The sequence below is a fragment of the Mycolicibacterium sp. 624 genome, assembly GCF_040548615.1.
GTDB lineage: Bacteria > Actinomycetota > Actinomycetes > Mycobacteriales > Mycobacteriaceae > Mycobacterium.
Map to the genome: position 1 here is coordinate 277,942 of NZ_JBEPRZ010000009.1, position 20,475 is coordinate 298,416.

General features: G+C 66.4%; 14 protein-coding genes, 1 tRNA gene and 2 pseudogenes. 6 read left to right on the plus strand and 11 right to left on the minus strand.

The features are described 5' to 3' along the window. Positions 1–39: 39 nt before the first annotated feature. From ABIA65_RS29805 to ABIA65_RS29850, 10 genes are all read right to left on the minus strand, one after another. Positions 40–717 (minus strand): DUF8185 domain-containing protein, encoded by a 678-nt coding sequence (locus ABIA65_RS29805; protein ID WP_354525806.1) that lies wholly within the window; start codon positions 715–717, stop codon positions 40–42. Further along, a complete protein-coding gene (locus ABIA65_RS29810; RefSeq protein ID WP_241404320.1) occupies positions 714–1,136 on the minus strand; it encodes an acyl-CoA thioesterase in 423 nt (140 codons plus the stop codon). Before ABIA65_RS29810 ends, ABIA65_RS29805 begins: the two co-directional genes overlap by 4 nt. Beyond that, positions 1,133–6,004, minus strand: a complete 4,872-nt coding sequence (locus ABIA65_RS29815) for an NAD-glutamate dehydrogenase (protein WP_241404319.1) — start codon at positions 6,002–6,004, stop codon at positions 1,133–1,135. The genes ABIA65_RS29810 and ABIA65_RS29815 overlap by 4 nt, the downstream gene beginning before the upstream one ends. A gap of 137 nt (positions 6,005–6,141) precedes the next feature. Then, positions 6,142–7,815, minus strand: coding sequence for an energy-dependent translational throttle protein EttA (gene ettA / locus ABIA65_RS29820; RefSeq protein WP_241404318.1), 1,674 nt, complete (start codon positions 7,813–7,815; stop codon positions 6,142–6,144). 80 nt (positions 7,816–7,895) lie between these two features. Then, positions 7,896–8,336 carry a single-stranded DNA-binding protein gene (locus ABIA65_RS29825; RefSeq protein WP_354525807.1) on the minus strand — a complete coding sequence of 147 codons (441 nt, stop codon included), beginning with the start codon at positions 8,334–8,336 and terminating at the stop codon, positions 7,896–7,898. Between the two features lie 140 nt (positions 8,337–8,476). Next, positions 8,477–10,486 (minus strand): bifunctional copper resistance protein CopD/cytochrome c oxidase assembly protein, encoded by a 2,010-nt coding sequence (locus ABIA65_RS29830; RefSeq protein ID WP_241404316.1) that lies wholly within the window; start codon positions 10,484–10,486, stop codon positions 8,477–8,479. 34 nt (positions 10,487–10,520) lie between these two features. Next, entirely contained in the window at positions 10,521–12,884 is a 2,364-nt protein-coding gene (locus ABIA65_RS29835; RefSeq protein ID WP_354525808.1) for a glycerol-3-phosphate 1-O-acyltransferase, read from the minus strand. Then, a complete protein-coding gene (locus ABIA65_RS29840; protein ID WP_354525809.1) occupies positions 12,881–14,569 on the minus strand; it encodes an HAD-IB family hydrolase in 1,689 nt (562 codons plus the stop codon). The genes ABIA65_RS29835 and ABIA65_RS29840 overlap by 4 nt, the downstream gene beginning before the upstream one ends. Beyond that, complete coding sequence (locus ABIA65_RS29845; protein WP_241404313.1) at positions 14,566–16,047, minus strand: wax ester/triacylglycerol synthase family O-acyltransferase; 1,482 nt, start codon at positions 16,045–16,047, stop codon at positions 14,566–14,568. The genes ABIA65_RS29840 and ABIA65_RS29845 overlap by 4 nt, the downstream gene beginning before the upstream one ends. Positions 16,048–16,214: 167 nt before the next feature. Beyond that, positions 16,215–16,643, minus strand: a complete 429-nt coding sequence (locus tag ABIA65_RS29850; protein WP_241404312.1) for a group I intron-associated PD-(D/E)XK endonuclease — start codon at positions 16,641–16,643, stop codon at positions 16,215–16,217. 75 nt (positions 16,644–16,718) lie between these two features. On the opposite strand from ABIA65_RS29850, the gene ABIA65_RS29855 reads away from it, so the two are divergent. From ABIA65_RS29855 to ABIA65_RS29865, 3 genes are all read left to right on the plus strand, one after another. Further along, positions 16,719–16,794 (plus strand) — tRNA-Arg (locus ABIA65_RS29855). 391 nt (positions 16,795–17,185) lie between these two features. Then, the gene (locus tag ABIA65_RS29860; protein ID WP_241404311.1) at positions 17,186–17,869 is read left to right on the plus strand and encodes an O-methyltransferase; all 684 of its coding nucleotides are present in this window, start codon (positions 17,186–17,188) and stop codon (positions 17,867–17,869) included. 41 nt (positions 17,870–17,910) lie between these two features. Continuing rightward, positions 17,911–18,315, plus strand: coding sequence for an NUDIX hydrolase (locus tag ABIA65_RS29865; protein WP_354525810.1), 405 nt, complete (start codon positions 17,911–17,913; stop codon positions 18,313–18,315). Positions 18,316–18,328: 13 nt separating this feature from the next. Here the strand turns inward: ABIA65_RS29865 and ABIA65_RS29870 are convergent. After that, positions 18,329–18,790: pseudogene (locus ABIA65_RS29870) on the minus strand (hypothetical protein). 51 nt (positions 18,791–18,841) lie between these two features. On the opposite strand from ABIA65_RS29870, the pseudogene ABIA65_RS29875 reads away from it, so the two are divergent. The 3 genes and pseudogenes from ABIA65_RS29875 to ABIA65_RS29885 all read left to right on the plus strand — a co-directional run. Continuing rightward, positions 18,842–19,015: pseudogene (locus tag ABIA65_RS29875) on the plus strand (NAD-dependent formate dehydrogenase); the annotation flags it as partial. A gap of 45 nt (positions 19,016–19,060) precedes the next feature. Further along, complete coding sequence (gene cynS / locus ABIA65_RS29880; RefSeq protein ID WP_241404309.1) at positions 19,061–19,513, plus strand: cyanase; 453 nt, start codon at positions 19,061–19,063, stop codon at positions 19,511–19,513. 84 nt (positions 19,514–19,597) lie between these two features. Then, entirely contained in the window at positions 19,598–20,248 is a 651-nt protein-coding gene (locus ABIA65_RS29885) for a cysteine hydrolase family protein (RefSeq protein ID WP_354525812.1), read from the plus strand. The last annotated feature ends 227 nt before the right edge of the window (positions 20,249–20,475 follow it).

The window sequence follows — 20,475 nt, forward strand, 5'->3', positions numbered from 1 at the left end:
AACGCGCCGAAATCGCTAGGTCGGGTTGGGCCCGCTAACCTAGCGGAGGACCACGGCCGGATCGCCGCGGCGGCGGTACACACTGCCGAAGCGGGCGTCGATGCGCAGCCACGCAGGCAGCACGCGCACCCGGACGACCTCATCGGCGGCCACCGACTCGGGCGAGAAACCCTCCCCCGATGATGGCGCCTGCGGAAGGAAACCCATTGCAGTCAAGGCGAACACGCAGCGCATCGGCACGCCGACGAGATCGTCACCCGAACTGACCGCGACGACCTCCTGATCGAGCAGTGACGCGGGTGGGCCGTGGACGCCGTGCTCCTTGGCCAGCGCGACACCGCGTTGGGCCAGGTCGAGCACCTCACGGGCCGGCACATCATCGAGGTGGGCGAAGCCGACCTCGGGCGGCAGCACTCCGCGCCAGGCCGAGTCCATCGCGAACCCGGTGTCCACGTAGCCCGAGTCATCCATCAGCGGCAGGGCGCGGGCCAACGCGTCGGCTCCGACGGATAGGTCGGCAGGTCGCACCGTGGCCTTGACCACCCGGCTGGCGAGTACATCGAAACCCGTTGCCACCCAAGCGACCACCTGGCCGTCAGAGCGCTCGCGGAGCCGAATGACCGCCGATTCGTCGAGGCGCAACACGTGGTCGACGAACGTACTCAGATCGTCGCGGTGGCCGGGGTCTAGCCACAGGCCCCGCTCGCCAGTGCTCATCGCTGGTACCGCTGGAGGTACTCGCGATGGTGCGGCGCCAGGCGCACCAGCTTCTGCTCCTCGATGTCGAACGCAGCCAGCTGTGTCTCGGCGATGACGGCGGGCTTCGAGTCGGGGTCGGCCAGCACCGAGCGCACCTCATAGCCGAGCGTGAAGTCGACGGCTCGCAGCCGGTTCACCCAGATCGTCACCTGCAGAGGCGAATCCGCCAGCCGCAGTTGACCCTTGTAGGCGACGCGCACCTCGGCGATGAGCAGTCCGGTGGTGACGAAGTCGTCAGCGAACGGCTTCGACAGGAAGGGTACGCGGGCTTCCTCGAGGATCGTCACCATCGTCGCGTGATTGACATGCTGGTACATGTCGATATCGGACCATCGCACCGGCACCGGTGTGATGAAGCGATCTTGCGCGTCGGTCACGCAGTGTTCCCCGTCCCACTCGTTCTGGTCATGCTTCGAATCTGCCGTGCCGCCACCGACAGCGTGGCGAGATCGGTCTCACCGTCCTCGTAGATCTCGGTGAGGGTCCGACGCGCACGGTCCACGCGAGAGCTGTTGGTCATCTCCCACTCCTCGATCTTCTGCTCACCGGTCTCGTCGGGCTCTCCCACGGCCAGCACGTCGATGCACAGCGATCGCAGCGAGCCGTAGATGTCATCGCGAATCGCCAACCGCGCCAACGAGTGCCACCGATCGTCGCGAGCCAGACCCGATACCGCGGTGAGCAGTCCATCGGTGCCGAGATGGTCCATCAGCGCGAAGTAGGTGTCTGCCACCTCGTCGGGTTCGCGCTCGAGGATGTCGGCGATGTCGATGACGTCGAGCAGGCTGAACTGATAGAGCCCCGTCGCCACCATGTAGGCGAGATCCTCGGGAACACCTCTGTCGACCATTTCCGCCGTCTGCTTGGCCACGATGTCGCGGTCCGCGCCGCGCAACCACTCCGACATCCGCGGGGTCAGGGCCGCGACCTTCGCGGCGAACCGGTTCACCTCGGCGCCGACAGCCAACGGCTGTGGCCGGTAGTTCAGCAGCCAGCGCCCGGCGCGGTCGATGAGCCGGCGCAGGTCCAGCGTCATCCGGTCTGTCACCGAGACGGCAACACCGTCCGCCCCGGCCGCCCTGATCCGGCGCCACACCTCACCGACACGGAAGATCTCGTCTACGGCGACGAAGCTGCGCACCGCGTCGACGGGACCCACACCCGCGTCCTCGGTGATCCGGTAGGCGTAGGTGATTCCGCTGGAGTCGACCAGGTCATTGACCAGCATCGTGGTGACGATCTCGCGCCGCAGCTGATGGTTGCGAATGTCGGGGCCGAACCGTTCACGCAGCAGCGCCGGGAAGTAGTCGGGCAGCCGGACGGCGAACACCTCCTGATCGGGCAGGTCGGTGGCCAGCAGTTCGTCCTTGAGGGCCAGCTTCACGTGTGCCATCAGCGTCGCCAGCTCCGGTGACGTGAGCCCCAGCCCGACCTCGGTGCGCCGCAGGATCTCCTTCTCCGACGGCAGCGCCTCGAGTTCGCGGTTGAGGTCGCGCTTGGCGATCAGGTCCTTGATCTGGCGGGCGTGCACCGTGAGCAGACTCGCCGCGTTGGCCCGGCTGGTACCCATGAGATCGTTCTGATCGCTGTTGTCGAGCAGCACCAAATCGCCGACCTCGTCGGTCATCGACATCAGCAGCTCGGTGCGCTCGTCGGCGCTCACCTTCCCCGCGGTGACCAGCGCGTCGACCAGGATCTTGATGTTGACCTCGTGGTCGGAGCAGTCCACACCTGCCGAGTTGTCCATCGCGTCGGTGTTGACCCTGCCACCGGCCAGGTCGAACTCGATGCGTCCGCGCTGGGTGACGCCGAGGTTGCCACCCTCACCGATCACCTTGGCGCGCACCTGATTACCGTTCACCCGCACCGCGTCGTTGGCACGGTCGCCGACCTCGGCGTCCGACTCCGTCTCGGCCTTGATGTAGGTTCCGATGCCGCCGTTCCAGAACAGGTCGACGGGGGCCTGCAGGATCGCCTTCATCAGAGCGGGCGGCGTCATCTCCTCGACGTCGGCGGGCAGCCCCAACGCGGTGCTCACCTCGCGGCTGATCGGGATCGACTTCTGCTCGCGGCTGTACACCCCGCCGCCCTCGCTGATCAGCGAGCGGTCGTAGTCATCCCAGCTGGACCGCGGCAGCTCAAACATGCGCTTGCGCTCCACCCATGAACTCGCCGCGTCGGGAGTTGGGTCGAGGAAGACGTGGCGATGGTCGAACGCCGCGACGAGCCGAATGTGCTTGGACAGCAACATGCCGTTGCCGAACACGTCGCCGCTCATATCCCCGACGCCGACGACGGTGAAGTCCTCGGCCTGGGTGTCGACGCCCATCTCTCGGAAGTGGCGCTTCACCGACTCCCACGCGCCCCGAGCGGTTATGCCCATGGCCTTGTGGTCGTAGCCCACCGAACCGCCCGAGGCGAATGCGTCGCCGAGCCAGAAGCCGTAGGACTTCGCGACGTCGTTGGCGATGTCGGAGAATGTCGCCGTGCCCTTGTCCGCGGCGACGACCAGGTACGCGTCATCACCGTCGCGTCGCACCACTCCCAGCGGTGCGACGACGGCGCCGGTCACGGTGTCGACGTTGTCGGTCAGGTCGAGAAGGCCGGAGATGAAGAGCCGGTAGCAGGCCACGCCCTCGTCGCGAAGGGCCTCGCGGTCGGTGGTGGCGTCTCCGGTCTGAGCGGGCGGGTTCTTCAGCACGAAGCCGCCCTTGGCGCCGACGGGCACGATGACCGCGTTCTTGACCGCCTGCGCCTTGACCAGGCCCAGGATCTCGGTGCGGAAGTCCTCGCGGCGGTCCGACCACCGCAGGCCGCCGCGCGCCACCGGGCCGAACCTCAGGTGCACGCCCTCGACCCGAGGCGAGTAGACGAAGATCTCGTAACGCGGTCGAGGCAACGGCAATTCGTCGATCAGGCCCGGATTGAGCTTGATGGACAGCACATTCTGCTCGCGTGCAGAACCCTCTCGCGTGACGAAGTAGTTGGTCCGCAGGGTGGCCTGGATCATCGTGGCGAAGGCCCGCAGCACACGATCGGTGTCGAGGCTGACCAGTGCCTCGATATCGGCGGCGACCGCTGCGGCGGCGGCCTGTGCGTCGGGTCGGGTGTCGGACTCGGACGGGTCGAACAGCGCCTCGAAGAGGTGGACCAGGGCGGCCGCGGTGCCCGCATTGCCGTTGACGACGGTCTCGATGTGCGACTGGCTGTACGGAAAACCGGCCTGCCGCAGGTACTTCGCATAGCTGCGCAGCACAGTCACCTGTTGCCACGTCAGGCCCGCCCGCAGCACCAGTTCATTGAATCGGTCGATCTCGACGCGTCCCTGCCAGATCGCGGTGACGGCCTCGGCGAAGCGCTGCGCCGTCGCCTCCCGTTCGGCGGTGTTCTCCGCATCGGGAATCGACGGGTGCACCGCGATCTTGAACTGGTAGATCCACACCGGCATGCCGTCGGCGCGGGTGACCGTGAACGGGCGCTCCTCGAGCACCACCACACCCATCGACTGCAGCATCGGCAACAACTCGCTCAGCGACGCAGACCGGCCGCCGAGATACCAGGTGAGCTGCGTACCGTGTGCCTCGTCGTCGGAGAAGACGAGTTTGACCGAATCCTTCTGAAGGTCCTCGATGATCGCGATGTCGCCGATCGCGTCGTCCGGCGAGAACGCCTGCTTGTAGACCTCGGGGAACGCGGTGGCGTAGTGCTGCGCATCCGCCCTGCTGATCGCCTCGGACTTCACCGAGCCGATGAGCCGGTCCCCCCAGGTGCGGGCCGCCTCGGTGAGCAGGCTCTGGATCCGGGTCTCGTTATCCATCGACGTGTCGATCCGCGACGGTGACGGGCTGTCCGGCAGCCGAACGGTGAAGTGCACCACTGCCCAGGGTGATTCGCTGACGCGCGCGGTGTACTGGATGGACTCGCCGCCGAGCTCGCGAACCAGGATGTCCTGCATCTCAAGTCGCACGGCTGTCGTGTAGCGATCCCGCGGCAGGTACACCAGGCAGGACACGAAGTACGCGAGCTTGTCGGCTCGCAGGAACAGCAGGGCTCGGCGGCGCGATCCCAGATCCACCACCGCCTTGCCCATCTCGAGCAGTTCACTGGCACTGAGTGCAAACAGCTCCGAACGCGGAATGGTCTGGAAGATGTCGAGCATCAGCTGCCCGGGATGGCTCGGATCGCCGTGTGACATCGCCATCGCCTCGTTGACTCGCCGCGCGATCAGCGGGATCTCGAGGACGTTGGCATTCATCGCCGCCACCGTGAACAGGCCGACGAACCGGTGCTCGATGGTCTGCCCGGATGCGTTCTCCCGGACGACCACGATGTAGGGGTAGGCGCCATAGCGCAGGAAACTGGGCAGGGTGGCCTGCGCCAGCACCAGCAGGTCCTCGGCCTCGGTCAGCTGCGGAAGCACGTCGGTCCGCATACGCAACATGCCGAGGCGGCTCGCCGGATCCACCGAGGCCTCACCATTGCGCACGGCGCATCGCTGGTAGCCGAGCAGCACGAAGTGGCCCGCGGCCAACCACCGCAGCAGCGCGGCGACGTCACGGCGGTCGTAGCCCGAAAAATGCCCAGCGACATCCGAGTCCAGGGCGTTGGCCAGTCCGACCAGGGTGGCGTTCAGTGCGCCGGAGTCCAGTGCCACCTGGCGCGCGTCGGCGAGCACGCTGGGCAGCAGCGCCGCCACCTCGGCAACGGCCTTCGGGTCGGCCGAGGGGGCCAACTGAACGTGGATCCAGGTTTCCTCGACACCGTCCCGGGGCGCGTCGGGATCGGCGGCCGGATGCATCTCCAACAGCTCACCAGCGGGACTGCGTCGCACCCGGAAGACCGGGTTCATGATCGTGACGTAGGCGACGCCGATTCGGTGCAGAAGCACCGTCACCGAATCCATGAGCATGTCGCTCTGATCGGTGACGACCTGAAGCGCGGGACCGACACCCGCCTCGTCGCCGTAGACGGCGACCTTGGTCTCCCCGAGCGTCCGCTGACGGCCCAGTTTGTTGTGGGCCTCCAGCAGTGCGGAGGTGACGAGTCGTCCCTCGACCGACTGCCCGATGGGGGCGGTGACCGTCGCGTCTGCGGCAGGGGCGTCTCCGTGCGGACCCTGCTGGGTCTGCAGATACGCCCTGGCGAGTTTGGCGTTGGGCCCCTTGGCATTGGGATCGTGGTGAAGAACCGTCGTCGCCTCAGCCGATCCGCCGAAGTCTCCGCCGCTTCCAGGATTCACCGTCATCCGATCGCTCCCGTTCTCGCCTGCGTACCGACGTCATTGGGTGGCGCCGCAAGCCCCATGGAGCGAGCGGCTCCATGGCACGCAGGTGCAACACTAGTGGCCCTCCCAAACCACGGTGCGCTCTTGTGCCGTCGGCGTCAGTCCCGTGTCAGCCGTCGGTGTGTCACCCGATGCGGCCGCGCTGCGTCGGCGCCGAGCCGTGCCACCTTGTTCTCCTCGTAGGCACCGAAGTTGCCCTCGAACCAGTACCACTTTGCCTCGTTGTCATCGTCGCCCTCCCAGGCGAGGATGTGCGTGCACGTGCGGTCGAGGAACCAGCGGTCGTGCGAGATCACCACAGCGCAGCCGGGGAACTGTTCCAACGCGTTCTCCAGCGAACTCAGCGTCTCAACGTCGAGGTCGTTGGTCGGTTCGTCGAGCAGGATGAGGTTTCCCCCCTCCTTGAGCGTCAGAGCCAGGTTCAGCCGGTTGCGCTCACCACCGGACAGCACGCCTGCGGGCTTCTGCTGATCGGGGCCCTTGAAGCCGAACGCCGACACGTAAGCCCGGGACGGGATCTCGTTCTGCCCGACCTCGATGTAGTCCAGCCCGTCTGAGACGACCTGCCAGACGTTCTTCTTGGGGTCGATGCCCGCACGGTTCTGGTCGACGTAGCTCAGCTTGACCGTCTCGCCGACCTTCACGACACCGCTGTCTGGCTCCTCGAGACCGACGATGGTCTTGAACAGAGTCGTCTTGCCGACACCGTTGGGGCCGATCACGCCGACGATGCCGTTACGCGGCAGGGTGAACGAGAGGTCCTTGATCAGGACGCGGCCATCGAACCCCTTGTCGAGGTGCTCGACCTCCACGACGACGTTGCCCAGTCGCGGCGGCGTCGGGATCTGGATCTCCTCGAAGTCGAGCTTGCGCGTCTTCTCCGCCTCTGCGGCCATCTCCTCGTACCGGCCGAGGCGGGCCTTGTTCTTGGCCTGGCGGGCCTTGGCGCCGGAACGCACCCAGGCGAGCTCCTCCTGCAGTCGCTTGTGCAACTTGGCGTCCTTGCGCCCCTGCACCGCGATGCGCTCGGCCTTCTTCTCCAGATAGGTCGAGTAGTTGCCCTCATACGGGTACGCGCGGCCGCGGTCGAGTTCGAGGATCCACTCAGCGACGTTGTCCAGGAAGTACCGGTCGTGCGTGACAGCCAGGATCGCGCCCTTGTAGTCGGCGAGGTGATGCTCGAGCCACAGCACGCTCTCGGCGTCGAGGTGGTTGGTGGGCTCGTCGAGCAGCAGCAGATCCGGCTTGGACAGCAGCAGCTTGCACAGCGCGACACGGCGCTTCTCACCGCCGGAGAGGTGTGTCACCGGATCGTCGGGCGGCGGGCAACGCAGTGCGTCCATCGCCTGCTCCAGCTGGGAGTCGATATCCCAGGCGTCGGCGGCGTCGAGTTCCTCCTGGAGGTGACCCATCTCCTCCATGAGCTCGTCGGTGTAGTCCGTCGCCATCAGTTCGGCGACCTCGTTGTACCGGTTGAGCTTGGCCTTGATGGCCACGCCGTCCTCAACGTTCTCGCGGACGGTCTTGGTCTCGTCGAGCTTCGGCTCCTGCATGAGGATGCCGACCGTTGCCCCGGGCGCGATGAACGCGTCGCCGTTGTTGGCCTGATCCAAGCCGGCCATGATCCGCAAGACGCTCGACTTACCGGCCCCGTTGGGACCGACGACGCCGATCTTCGCGCCCGGAAGGAAGTTCAGGTTGACGTCGTCAAGAATGACCTTGTCGCCGTGCGCCTTGCGGACCTTCCGCATGGTGTAGATGAATTCGGCCATGCCGTTGCCGTTGCCTTTCGTTCTCGGGTGATTACCCGCGAACCATCCTAGGCGTGCTCAGGTTGGCCGCCGCAGCGGCGTCAGGCCGTCAGCGACAGCTCCTCCGCTGAGTCCTCCACGTCGTCGGAATTCTCGTCGGTCGGTTCCGACCTGGGCGCCTCGATCTGCCGCTTCGTCCGGTCGATGCGCACGTTGCACCGGGTGAGATCGGGCCCGATGGCCGTGGCCCGCAGGTCGACCGACGTCCGCGGGACACCGTCCTTCTCGTACTCGCTCGTGCAGATGTTGCCGACGACGATCACGGGATCGCCCTTGACCAGGGCTGCAGCCGCCCCCGAGACCAGCCGGCCCCAGCAGGTGACCGAGACGAACAGGGTGTCGGCGGTCTCCCACGTTCCCTCCCCCGTCTTGCGGCGCGAGTTGCTCGCCATGCGGAACTTGAACACCTCGTGCTCCCCCACCTGGCGGTGCACCGGATCGGTGACGACGTTGCCGACGATGGTGATGGGTGTCTCGAACATGACTGAATCCCTCCTGAGCGTGGCGGGACCTGGTGTCCCGTCGACACCCATTCACCATCGGGCCGCCGACGGTGCCCACGCTCCGGGGTCCCACAGGCCGGGCACTGGGGATGAATGCCGGACTGGGGATGGACCGTCGGCTAGCGGGAACCCGACTCGCGGCGCGCCATCTCGGCCAGCATCGCGTTGTACGCGGCGAGGTCGGCGTCGTCGTCGCGGTCCGCGGCGCGATCGAGGCGCTTGGCGGTGCGCTGATCACTGCGCCGCCACTGCACCAGGAGCGCGATCAGCACCAGCATCAGCGGGACCTCGCCCGCCGACCAGGCGATTCCGCCGCCCAGCTTCTGATCGCCGAGAAGATCGGTGTGCCAGCTCAGCTTGAGCGATTGGTAGAAGCTCCCGGCCAGCACTTCCTGGGTGCCCATCAACACCACGCCGAAGAACGCGTGCAGCGGCAGGGACGCAAAGACCATCCCGAGCTTGGCCAGCGGCGGGATCCGGCGAGGCGTGGGGTCGATTCCGATCACCACCCAATAGAACAGATAGCCGCTGAGCAGGAAGTGCACGTTCATCGCGACGTGTGCGGCGTGGCTGCCCGCCACGGCGTCGAAGATGCCACCGAAGTAGAGGCCGTAGAAGCCGGCAACGAAGATCACCAGGGCGACGATGGGATGCGTCAAGAACTGCGACACCCTGCTGTGCAACGCGGCGAGCAGCCACTCCCGAGGCCCCGGCGGGTCGCCACGGCCGGCAGCGGGAAGCGCCCGCAGCGCCAGCGTCACGGGAGCGCCCAGCACCAGCAGCACCGGCACCAACATCGACAACAGCATGTGCGCCGACATGTGCACGCTGAACACGGCGGGCATGTAGCGCCCCACACCGGACGACGTCGTGAACAACAGGATGGCGCAGCCGCACAGCCAGGCGACGATGCGGCCCGTCGGCCACGCGTCACCGCGCCGCCGCAGACGCACCACCCCGGCCAGGTACACCGCGGCGAAGATGATCGCGGCGGTCCCCAGGATCAGGTCGAAACGCCAGTCGAACAGGAGCCGCGCCACCGTCGGCGGGCCGGCCAGGTCGTAGCCGATCTCGACGACCGGTATCGAGGGGTTGAGCACGGGTGGCGGCGGTGGCGGTGTGCGGCCGAGCGCGACGGCGATGCCGAAGGTCAGCCCGAACACCAGTGCCTCCACCAGCGCCAGCCGGATCAGCGGCCGACGGTCGTCGGCGTCGGCGGCCAGGGCGGCCACCCCGCGCCGACGGTGCTGCCACCCGATGACACCGAGCACGCACAGCGCAAGGGTCTTGCCGACGATGAGCCAGCCATAACCACTGTTGAGCAGGTCAGCCGGGCGGATGCGGACCAGGGCGTTGATGACTCCCGACAGCGCCATCGCGCCGAAGCACCACAGCGCGATCAACGAGAAGCGCCGCGCCGCCAGGTGGGCGTGCTCACCGCCGCGGAGGGCGTGCGCGAGCAGCGCCAGCAGCCCGCCCGCCCACAGCGCACCCGCCACCAGATGGATGATCAGGCTGTTGGTCGCCAGGTCGTGTGAGCCGCCCGATGACGAGTGCCCCGCGAGAGCGAGCGGCATCAATGTGAGCAGAGAGCCCGCGAACAACACCGGTGTCCACGACCAGCGCAGCACGGGGATGGCGGCAATCGTGACGATCGCCGCCAGCGCCGCGGTCCACCGCCACAGACCGGCCACCTCGACCAGATCGGCGACCGACCAGATGTCGGCCGGGCTGAGGCGCGACGACAGGGGTTGTCCCGTGATGTCGGAGACGGTGAGCGGGATCAGCATGACGGCGCACACCGTCCACACCCCGGACGCCACGGTGCCCAGTCGCAATGCCCGGTAGCCCGACGCGTCGAGCACCCCCGAGGTCTGCGGTGGCACCAGGAACGCGGCCATCAGGAACGATCCGACCGCGACGACGGCGGCGATCTCTCCGGCGGCACGCACGAACGGCAGACCGTAGTTGGTGACCGGTCCAGGGTTGGGCAGACCCGTCGCGGTCAGCGCATCGGCCAGGGCCAGACCGGCGATCGCGGCCGCGGTGACACCCGCGAGCAGGCCGACGCCGACCAGAATCGGCCATACGGTGCCGTGGCGGACGCTGCGCGGCGCGACTGTGGTCATGCCACCAGGGTATGGCTCGGTGACAACGCGACGATCAGGTGGCGGCTGACGCCCTCCGCAACTGCTCCCGCGCGATGAACTGATCGCGCGAGAGCTGGTGCACCGTGTCCATGTCGCTCAGGATGCCCCGAAGCTCACGCACGAAGGCCCCCCGACGTTCGGCGAGGTCGGCGGCCGGTTCCATGAGGTGCTGGTCGACGGTCACCTGGCGCGCCGTGGCGAACAGCAGGGCCGACACCGCCTCATTGCTGACCCGAGTTTGCGCGACGTACTGGCGGCCGACACCGAGGGCGCGTTCGGTCAGGTCCTTCTCGTCGATGTCGACGGGTGCATCGCGCAGCACGTCGGCGACGATCTCGTAGGCCTCGATGAAGGGGCGAAGCATCGCGCCGGCAACCTGTGGCCGCCGGGATCGCAGTATCTCGTTGATCCGCTCGCGGCCGGCGGCGATATCGCGCTCCCAGTCCGAGGCGCCCTCTGCCGCGTCCTTGCCGAACCACGACATCTCCTCGGCGACGTGCTCGCGGAAGGCCGCCGAATCGGCGAAGTAGAAATCGAACTTCAACAGGTCGCGCAGCCGCATCACCTGCGTCCAGAACACCTCGAGGTGGTCACGCTCAGCGCGCGCGGCGTGTGCGAGAGCGAGGTCGACCAGCGAGGTCTCCAGGAAGGCGTCGACGAGTGTGTTGCGGTAGAACGCCCCCTCGTGCTCGTCCTCAGGAGCGATCAGCCACACCGGCTCCCGCCCGCCGTCCACCCGGGTGATGGGGTGTCCATTGGACATCGCGTCGACCGCGGCGAGGACGCCCTCGGACGTGCGCAGCCTCAGCGCACTGTTGGTCATCGGAATCTGCTTGCGCTCCAAGTAGTCCAGGGAGTCCTGCAGGCTGTGGTGCAGTTGGTCGAGGGTGAGCGCGACCCCGTGGGTGGTCAGCAGCAACGCCGAGACCAGAGCACTGGCGTTGATCGGTGTGACCCGCAGAATGCGCCAGGCCACCTCGAATGCCATCTTCTGCAGCGCAAGTCGTTTGGCGGCCTCGTCGGTGGCCATCTGGCCGTGCGGTTCGCCCAGGTACTCGCGCATCGACACCGCCTCCGGAAAGCGGACGTAGATCTTGCCGTAGTTCCTGTCACCCTGGGCCTTGATGAAGTTGTACATCCAGGACAGGCCCTCGGGCGTCTTCTCGCCGCCGCGGGCATACGCCGCGTACTCCGCGGTCTCGTGTAGCTGGTCGAAGCTGATGGACACTGGTTGCAGCAGAATGTCGTCGCTTCGCCCGTCGAGGTAGGCGTCGGCGACATAGGCGAGCAGTCCGAGCTTGGGCGGCAACATCTTCCCGGTGCGCGAGCGGGTGCCCTCGATAGACCAGCTGAGGTTGAACCGCTTCTCCACGATGTAGCCGACGAACTGGCGCAGCACGTACTTGTAGAGCGGATCGTCGAGTTTGCGGCGGATGAAGATGACGCCGGAGTGGCGCAGCAGCGGCCCCATGGCGCCGAAGGAGAGGTTGATGCCTGCGAAGGTGTGCACCGGGGGCAGGCGATTCTCCTGCATCGCAACGGGAACGATCACGCCGTCGAGATACGAGCGGTGCGAGAACAGCAGCACTGCGGGGTGGTTCTCCAGCGCCCCACGCATCGCCTCGACCTCGCCGCGGTCGTAGTCGATGTTCGGGTCGAATCCGCGGCTGAAGATCGCCCGGCCCAGCGACGGGATCAGGTCGACCGAGAATCGACTCCAGCCTGTCGAGAGTTCGTCGAGCATGACGCCGGCAGTCTCGACGGTGGCGCCGGGGATCTGCTCAAGCCCCTCTCGGAACCGCGTCGACGCAAGCATCTCGGGTTTGATCAGGCGCGGCGACTTGTACTCGGGGCCCAGCAGCCGAAGCTCGACGCGTTCGATCGCGAGGATGGCTCGGCGGATCACGAAATGCGCGAATTCCCTGGGGTTCTCGGCGACGGTGGTGTCGCTCCAGTTCTTGCGGAGTGCGGATACCGTCGCGGGTTCACCGGCGACGACCCTGGCCCGCGACGCGTCCTTCCTCAGGATCCGATGCTGCAGCATTTGCGGCGGCCGGTAGGTTTCCCGGCCCGACAGCAGGGCGGCCACCTTGAATCGCGTCGGCAGCCCGCCGGGAATCCAGAACACCCGCACGGGCACGACGGAGCGGTCCTCGTCGCTGTCCAGCAGTCCGACGAGGCGCGCGAGCACCGCGGGTGGCGGGTCGTCGTCGCCGGGAAGCTCGAGCACCTCGATGCGCGCGTCGGGGTGTTGGCGCCGTTGAGCGCCAAGCCAGTCGTTGAGCAGATCACGTTCCGCCGGTGATGAGACCGATGCCAGTACCAGGGCGTCTCCGGTGGGTGTGAAGCTGGCGATCTCGTCTGCGGTCGCCTTCACGGCCGCCCCTTTGCGGTGGGGGGCGTCTTCTTGGTCGCCGTCTTCTTGGCTGCTGTCTTCTTGGTCGCGGCCTTCTTGGCAACGGCCTTGGCCGGGGCCTTCTTCGCCGCCGCCTTCTTCACGGGCGCCTTCTTGGCTGCGGCTTTCTGGGCGGGGGCCTTGTTCGCCGTCCTCGACCGCGCATACGGCGGCGCGTCGGGCAGCGTGTCGCGGGGCCAGTCCTTGAGCGCGTCGAGGTAGAGCTGTCGCACCTCGGCGATGCGTTCGGACAGGTTCTCATTGGTCCAGTCGCCGACGTCGATGGGCGGGAACACCGCCACGTCAACCGAACCCGCGTTGAAGGTGCCCGAATTGCGCTCGGCGATGGCCTCGGCGTTGCGAATCACGATCGGCACGATCGGGATCCCGGTGGCCATGGCGATACGGAACGGGCCCTTCTTGAACTCGCCCACCTCGGTGGTGTCCAGGCGGGTTCCCTCGGGCGCGATGAGGATGGAAAGACCCTTGCGCGCAAGGTCTTCCATCTTGTGCAGGCTCTCGACGGCGGCCTTGGGGTCATCGCGATCGATGAACGCCGCGTCCATCACCTTGCCGAGAGTGCCCATCAGTGGGTCCTTCTCGAGTTCCTTCTTGCCGACCGAGGTGAAGTTGTCGCTGACGAGCCTGCCCGCGATGAGCGGGTCGGCCTGGTTGCGGTGATTGAAGATGAAGACCGCAGGGCGTTTGGCCTTGAGGTTCTCCTCGCCGAGCACGTTGAGGTCGATACCGATGGCTGCCATCAGCAACCGACTCCACGTCGAGGTGAAGAAGTTCACCCCAAGCCTGCGGTTGCGCGTGAGCAGACCGAGGCCGATGCCACCGGCGGCTGCGGGTACCAGCGACCCGATGGCCGCCGCGGTTCTGATCTGTGACACGACGCTGGTTCCGCTGCGGCTGGAGAAGCGCAGCACCGGCCAACCCCGTTTGATGGCAACGGCTTCGAGCTTGCCGGCGGGATTGGTGGGGCGCGGGTTGCCCACCAGGTACATCAGGGCGACGTCCTCGTCGCCGTCGGCGTAGAAGTAGCTCTTGGCGAGATCGACGCCGTTCTCCGCCGAGAACTTCTGTACCGCCCTGGCCTTTCCGGGACCCCAGATGATGGGCCGCTGCACCTCGCCGGTGATCAGGCCATCGTCATCGGTCTCGAACTTGTTGCTCAAGACGTTGGAGATGCCGAGGAACCGGGCCACGGGCTCGACCTGGACGGTCAGCGCCGACGAGCTGAGCACGACGGTGTGGCCGCGGGCCATGTGCGCACGCACCATCTCGCGCATCTCGGGATAGATGCGCTTCTGCACCGACTGCACGAACAGGCGCTCGCCGAGTTCGTCGAGGTCACTGAGCGAGTTCCCGTGCAGCATCCGGGCACCCTTGCCGATCAGGTCCTCGAACTCCGAGCGCCCCAGCTGGTGATTGAGCCCGGCCTGCACCATGCCGATGAACTCACCGACACTCATCTGACCGCGACGCAGCCTGTCCTGCGTCATCAGGACGCCGGTGAAGCCGGCCACCAGGGTGCCGTCGAGGTCGAAGAACGCACCGATCTCCGGCCCCTCGGGGCTGGCCTGGATTTCGGCGACCGAGCCCGGCAACCGGACGGCGCCCTGCCCGCCTCGACGCGCGGACTTGCCGTTACTCGAACTCATTGCGCAGAACTCCCATTGGACGATGGAACGGAATCGGGTGCGTCGGGTGTGAATGATGCCGGGGCGGCTCGGCCGTCACCGCCGAGTGCGAGGACCTCGTCGAAACCGCGGAGCAGGCAGCGCGCCCACAGTGCGGGGTCGGTGATGGAGGCCCGGTCATAGCGGGTGGTGATCGTGCAGTAGCCGGCGCGCGACACCAGGACCACCATCATCGCGACACCCGGCAGCGGCCCAATTCCATAGTGACGCAGGATCTTCGCGCCAGCGATGAAGGTGTCCCCCGGGTACACCGGCACGTTGCTCGCCTGCACGTCCGAGCTGACGACCGATCCGGCCACCGACTCGAGGATGGCGTCCGGCAGCAGGCTCAGCACCGGCGCGATGGACCCCACCATGTCGATGGCGCGTTCCTCGCGCTTGCGCGTCATCTGCTCGCGCACCATCAGGATGCGTTCGGCCGGGTCTACGACACCGACGGGCGCCGCCAGGTTCACCCCGGCGAAGCGGTTGCCGCCCGAGGGGTCATCGGCTGACCGCAGATTCACCGGAACCGCCATCGGGATCGTCTCAACCGGGATGCCCTTGCGTTCGTGGTAGAGCCGTAGTGCGCCGCACAGCCCAGCCAGGTAGGCGTCGTTGATGGAGCCACCCGCCGCCTTGGACGCCTTGTGCAGATCGCGGAAGTCGATATCGATGGCCTCGGTGCGCGTCGTCAGGCTGCGTCGCCGCAGCAGCGGCGAGTGGTCCGACACCGGACCCATGACCCGCGCCCCCGAGCGGGCGTAGTTGACCACGCCGCCGACCGCGGAGACCGGGTCCCGCACGATCCGGCCCAGCGCGGAGGCCGCTCCCCCGGCGGCACCGAGCAGGCTGCCGATGAGCGAGCCGGGCAGCTTGTTGATTCCCTCGCGCATCAGCTCGTTGGGCGTCAGGTCCTGCGGGATCGGCAGCGGCGCGTCACCCTGCGGCACGGCATCGCGCTCGAGGTCGTAGATGTTGGCGAACATCTCCACCCCGCCCACCCCGTCGGTGACCGCGTGGCTCAGATGCAGGATGGTCGCCGCGCGACCGTCGGCGAGACCGTCGACGAGGGTCGCCGACCAGAGCGGTCGGGTGATGTCCATCGGCGACTGCAGCGCGACCTCGGCCAAGTCCAACACCTCACGCAGTGTCCCCGGTTCGGGCACCCGGACCCGGCGGACGTGGAAGTCGAGGTTGAAGTCGGGGTCGACGACCCACCGCGGCGCGGCCGTGGGCAGCGTCGGCATCACGACCTTCTGCCGCAGCCGCAGCACCTTCCGCGAGGCGTACTCGAACCGTGCGCGGAAGCGCGCCCAGTCCGGCGTGGAATCGAGCAGCTCGACACCCATGATCCCCGAGCGGGTGCGGGGGTTGGCCTCGCCACGATGGAGTAACTGGTCGACTGCGCTCAGTTCCTCGGGAAGTCCGGCCGCATCCAACTCCGGCAGGTCGCTCATGGCGTATCGCTCCCTCCCCTGGTTGCCCGTGCGGTGACCACGCTAGTCCGCAGCGTGTCGGCGCGAAGCACCTTCAGGGGTTGTCACGTCGACGTCGGGCAGAGCAGCACTCCTCCACTCCGCCCGACGACCTCGGCGCGTGATTGAGTAGTGCACACCCATCGAGGTCAGCGGGGAATCGGGCGTGGAAGCTCGCGAAATGCGGCAGCCTCCAACACGCCTACGTGCTGGCCGTTCCTGCTGGCCACAACACGAAGGGTGACGGACGAGCAATGCGCGTCGGGCCGGACGTAGTAACACTCATCAGTCTCCGGACAGTAGATGCAGACCCAGTCGATTGCACCTTTATCCATCGGTGTCGTGTGCGTACCGTCGCGGTCTGCCCACATTGACCGGAACTGCACCTTGACGGCGCCCGCGCGTGCAGAACGGTACTTCACCTGAAGGCGGTGAAACTCTCCAGCCGCATAGGCGACGAGATCAAACGGCGCATGCTCCGTCGCCGGAAACAGGACGGTGAAACCTTGGCTTGCCAAGTCGGCGTGAGCCTTGGCAACACCTAGATCGCCCTTGTCCTTCGTGTGGTGTGCGGCCATCGGCTCCAGAGTAGCCCCAGAGTAAGAGACACCCCATCCATCGGTTGCACGATCTCGGCTAAGGTGAGTGCCGCTGCCCTCGTAGCTCAGTGGATAGAGCAGCCGCCTTCTAAGCGGCTGGTCGCAGGTTCGATCCCTGCCGGGGGCGCCACACTAGTGCGCAGCCAAGCACTTGAAGGTTTCAGCAGCCTGGCACGCCCTCGATGGCGATGCGTTTCTGGCGACAGTTCCGTTAGCTGAGGCCGCTCACCACAACGACTCAGAATCCAGCCCCTCCTCCAACGCAGCACAACGCACCGGAGACACGAATCCGGGGGCATGGCTAGCAGGACCCACACCCGAGCATGAGCGCCCACTTTGCGGCCCGTTCGACAGGGGTGCCCATGTGCCCTGCGGGTGGTTGACACTCCTTTTCCTCGCGCGTCAACATGTGGTGACGACCAAAAAAGGCATACCCCTTGGGGGCGAGCCGCGCGCCGGCTCACGGTCAAAGCTTCTGGGTGAAGCCCACCTGCCACCGAAATTAGGGTAACCTAACTTTGATGGACTCACTCACCACCCCACCCGTCGCAGGCGTCCTCGAGCGCCTGTTCCGTGAGGCGGAGATCGCCGACCAACCGTTCATCGCCGAGTTACTCGAGAACACCGAACCGGGAATCGACCCGTTGACCGGCGTGCTGGAAGCCGAGGCCGAGGACTACAAGGGGCTCTATCACCAAGCGGTGGACAACTTCCTCAGCGTGACACCGGAATTCGGGCGCTTGCTCTACATCTGCGCGCGCACCCGCACCGCAACCCGCGTCGTAGAGTTCGGCACGTCTTTCGGCATCTCGACGATCCATCTCGCCTGTGCCCTCCGCGACAACGGCGGTGGCACAGTCATCGGCACGGAACTCGAGCCCACCAAGGCCGCTCGGGCACAAGAGCATCTGAATGCCGCCGGGTTGGCCGATTTCGTCGACATCCGGGTCGGCGACGCCCTCGACACACTGCGCGACGGGGCGGGCGGCTTGATAGACCTGGTCCACCTCGACGGTGCGTTCAGCCTCTATCGCCCTGTACTGCAGCTGTTGGAACCGCACCTACAACCCAACGCGCTCGTCCTCGCCGAGAACGGCACACCCGACTATCTCGACTACGTCCGCGACCCCGGCAACGGATACGTCTCGCTGACCCTGCCGTTCGATCCGGTGCGCGGCAACGAGTTATCGCTGTTCACACGTTAGGTCGGACCGCCTACGCGACCAGCCGGGCTAGGCTCGGCCGCGTGACGGACACGAACCCCGGGCAGGTCATCCGCGTCGCGGCAGCGGTTATCGTCGACGCCGATGATCGCGTCCTCCTGGTCCGCAAGCGCGGAACGACGACATTCATGCAGCCGGGCGGCAAGATCATGTCTGGTGAGACCGCCACCGAAGCCGTACGGCGTGAGGTCACCGAAGAACTCGGTGTGGCGGCGTCGGAGACTCAGCAACTCGGCCGGCACATCGCTGAGGCGGCGAACGAGCCTGGGCACCTTGTCGACGCCGAGCTGTTCTTGGTCAGCGTCGAGGGGCAGCCATACGCAGCGGCAGAAATCGACGAGATCGCCTGGGTCGACCTGGCGGCGCCGGGTGACATCGAACTCGCGCCGCTGACGCGCGTCAACGTTCGCGATCTCTTGCGGCGCTGAGCCAGCTGGCCGCTCAGACAATATCGAGCAGTTCCTCATGGAAGCCGCCGTATCGGCGGTCCCGGTCGACGAGGTGGACCTCCAGGATCCAGTGACACTCTCTGCCAGAGCGATCTTTTCGTCGCATTGGACGGTTCGACCCCGGTGCGATGTAGGAATCGATCTCGTCGCCGGCGATCTTCTCATGTGGAAACTCGCCAACGAGGTGGTCGGCGATCACGCCGCCGAACTCCCAGCCGTGACCCTCGCAGGGAGACGATGTGGTCGAACAAATTCTCGCCCGTGACGTCCGGATGCTGGAGTCGTCGCCTGCGATGACACGGTCGGGCGGGTTGTCCCGAGCGGTGTCGAGGGTGTTCGCGCCGGCGCGCACCAACTCCCGGCTCTCGACCTCGTCGAAAAGTCGCGCGGCCTTCACCTGGGCGTTGAGCAGTCCGCTGACTCGAATGTTCTCGTCGACACCGGCCTTTTCCACGGGTTCGATGCTAGTTCCGAACTTCGGGCTGTTCGCTGTGGGCGGGCGTGCATGACTCCTCACATCTCGGGTTCGTCACTATCGGCGCAAACCCGATACGCCGCCGGCACCCGCGAGATTCTGGAGAGCTATTTCGGCGGAACCACGATCCGCGACGAGTACCTGATCTTCGACGGCGGCGGACTGGCCGGCTCCGGGGCACGTTCCTACACTGCCAAGGCATAGCGCCACGATGTCGGCGGCATTCCACCTATGACTCCAGGAGTACTTATGTCCCGCACAGCGATCGACAAAGAAGAAGCCGGTCAAATCCTCAACGAGACACGTTTGGCGGAGGGCCTGACCTGGCGGGAACTCGCCGACCACATCGACAAACCGCTCGTGTGGACGGTCGCGGCCCTGCTCGGCAAGCACCCGGTGCCGAAAGAGTGCGCCGAAGCTGTCGGCAAGAAGCTCAACCTCGACGCTGAGGTCATCGCTGCGCTTCAGCGCCAGCCCTACCGAATCGCCGATGACGGCCTGGCCACGGACCCAACCGTCTATCGCTTCCACGAGGCCATCGACGTGTACGGCCAAGCCCTGAAGGAACTGATCCACGAGGAATTCGGGGACGGAATCATGAGCGCGATCAACTTCTCTGTGGACTTCGCGAAACACGAGGATCCACAAGGCGATCGAGTCGTCGTCACCTTCAACGGAAAGTTTCTCCCCTACCAGTGGTAGGGCTGGCCTGAAGCAGTCACAGCGGAGGCCGCCCGGCGTCGGATCCCGTGATCACGCCGCGGCGGTCTCTGCGATCATCGATTGGTGAGTTCCGAAGACTTCGTTGCCCCCGAGTGGGAGCATTCAGCGCTGGTTCTGATCGACGTTCAGTCGGACTTCGTCTATGGTCCTACCGCTGTCGCTGGAACGGCCGAGAAGCTGACGGTGATGGCGCAGTTGGCGGCGGGATTCCGGTCCGCGGGTCGACCGGTCGTGCACGTCGTCCGTTTGTATGAGCCCGGGGATGACGACGTCGACCTTCCTCGTCGCGCGCAGGTCCTCGCCGGACAACACATCGCCGCACCCGGCACGGACGGTTCGCAGATTCCGGCTGAGCTTCTTCCTCGTCCTGTACTGCTGGAGCCAGAATTGTTGCGGCAGTCTCATTTTCAGCAGGTCGGCGCGAACGAGCACATAGTGTTCAAGCCTCGGTGGAGCGCGTTCTACCGCACCGGGCTCGATCAGCATTTACGTGACCGGGGCGTCACCACGCTTGTCGTAGCCGGTTGTAACCTGCCCAACTGCCCGCGCGCGACACTGTTCGACGCCTCAGAGCGCGACTATCGCGCCGTCCTGGTGCACGATGCGACGTCGCAGGTGACCGACGAGCGGTTGCAGGACCTGGCACTCATCGGCATCACGGTGACAGACTCTGCGACCGTGCAGCTGCGCCTCAGTGAACGCAAGGTCGGCTGACGAGCATGAGCGAGTGATCGATCCCCTACGGGACGTTGCGCCAGCGCGATGTTCAGCTGAGCACACTCGGGGCGGTCACGCCTGCGTTCACGTCTTCGCCGGCTGAGCAGACCAGGCTTGGACCGACACAAGTCGTCCTGCACCGTCGACCTCACATTGGGCCCGGCGCGGACGTCTTCCCACTGAGTGCCTCCACCCGAGGCACCGCACATTCACACGTAGGGAAG

Excerpts from the sequence above, each read along its gene's own strand:
- ABIA65_RS29850 (WP_241404312.1), bottom strand. The coding sequence starts at position 16,643 with ATGGCCGCACACCACACGAAGGACAAGGGCGATCTAGGTGTTGCCAAG.
- ABIA65_RS29805 (WP_354525806.1), bottom strand. The coding sequence starts at position 717 with ATGAGCACTGGCGAGCGGGGCCTGTGGCTAGACCCCGGCCACCGCGAC.
- ABIA65_RS29830 (WP_241404316.1), bottom strand. The coding sequence starts at position 10,486 with ATGACCACAGTCGCGCCGCGCAGCGTCCGCCACGGCACCGTATGGCCG.
- ABIA65_RS29845 (WP_241404313.1), bottom strand. The coding sequence starts at position 16,047 with ATGAGCGACCTGCCGGAGTTGGATGCGGCCGGACTTCCCGAGGAACTG.
- ettA (WP_241404318.1), bottom strand. The coding sequence starts at position 7,815 with ATGGCCGAATTCATCTACACCATGCGGAAGGTCCGCAAGGCGCACGGC.
- cynS (WP_241404309.1), top strand. The coding sequence starts at position 19,061 with ATGTCCCGCACAGCGATCGACAAAGAAGAAGCCGGTCAAATCCTCAAC.
- ABIA65_RS29860 (WP_241404311.1), top strand. The coding sequence starts at position 17,186 with ATGGACTCACTCACCACCCCACCCGTCGCAGGCGTCCTCGAGCGCCTG.
- ABIA65_RS29815 (WP_241404319.1), bottom strand. The coding sequence starts at position 6,004 with ATGACGGTGAATCCTGGAAGCGGCGGAGACTTCGGCGGATCGGCTGAG.
- ABIA65_RS29840 (WP_354525809.1), bottom strand. The coding sequence starts at position 14,569 with ATGAGTTCGAGTAACGGCAAGTCCGCGCGTCGAGGCGGGCAGGGCGCC.
- ABIA65_RS29825 (WP_354525807.1), bottom strand. The coding sequence starts at position 8,336 with ATGTTCGAGACACCCATCACCATCGTCGGCAACGTCGTCACCGATCCG.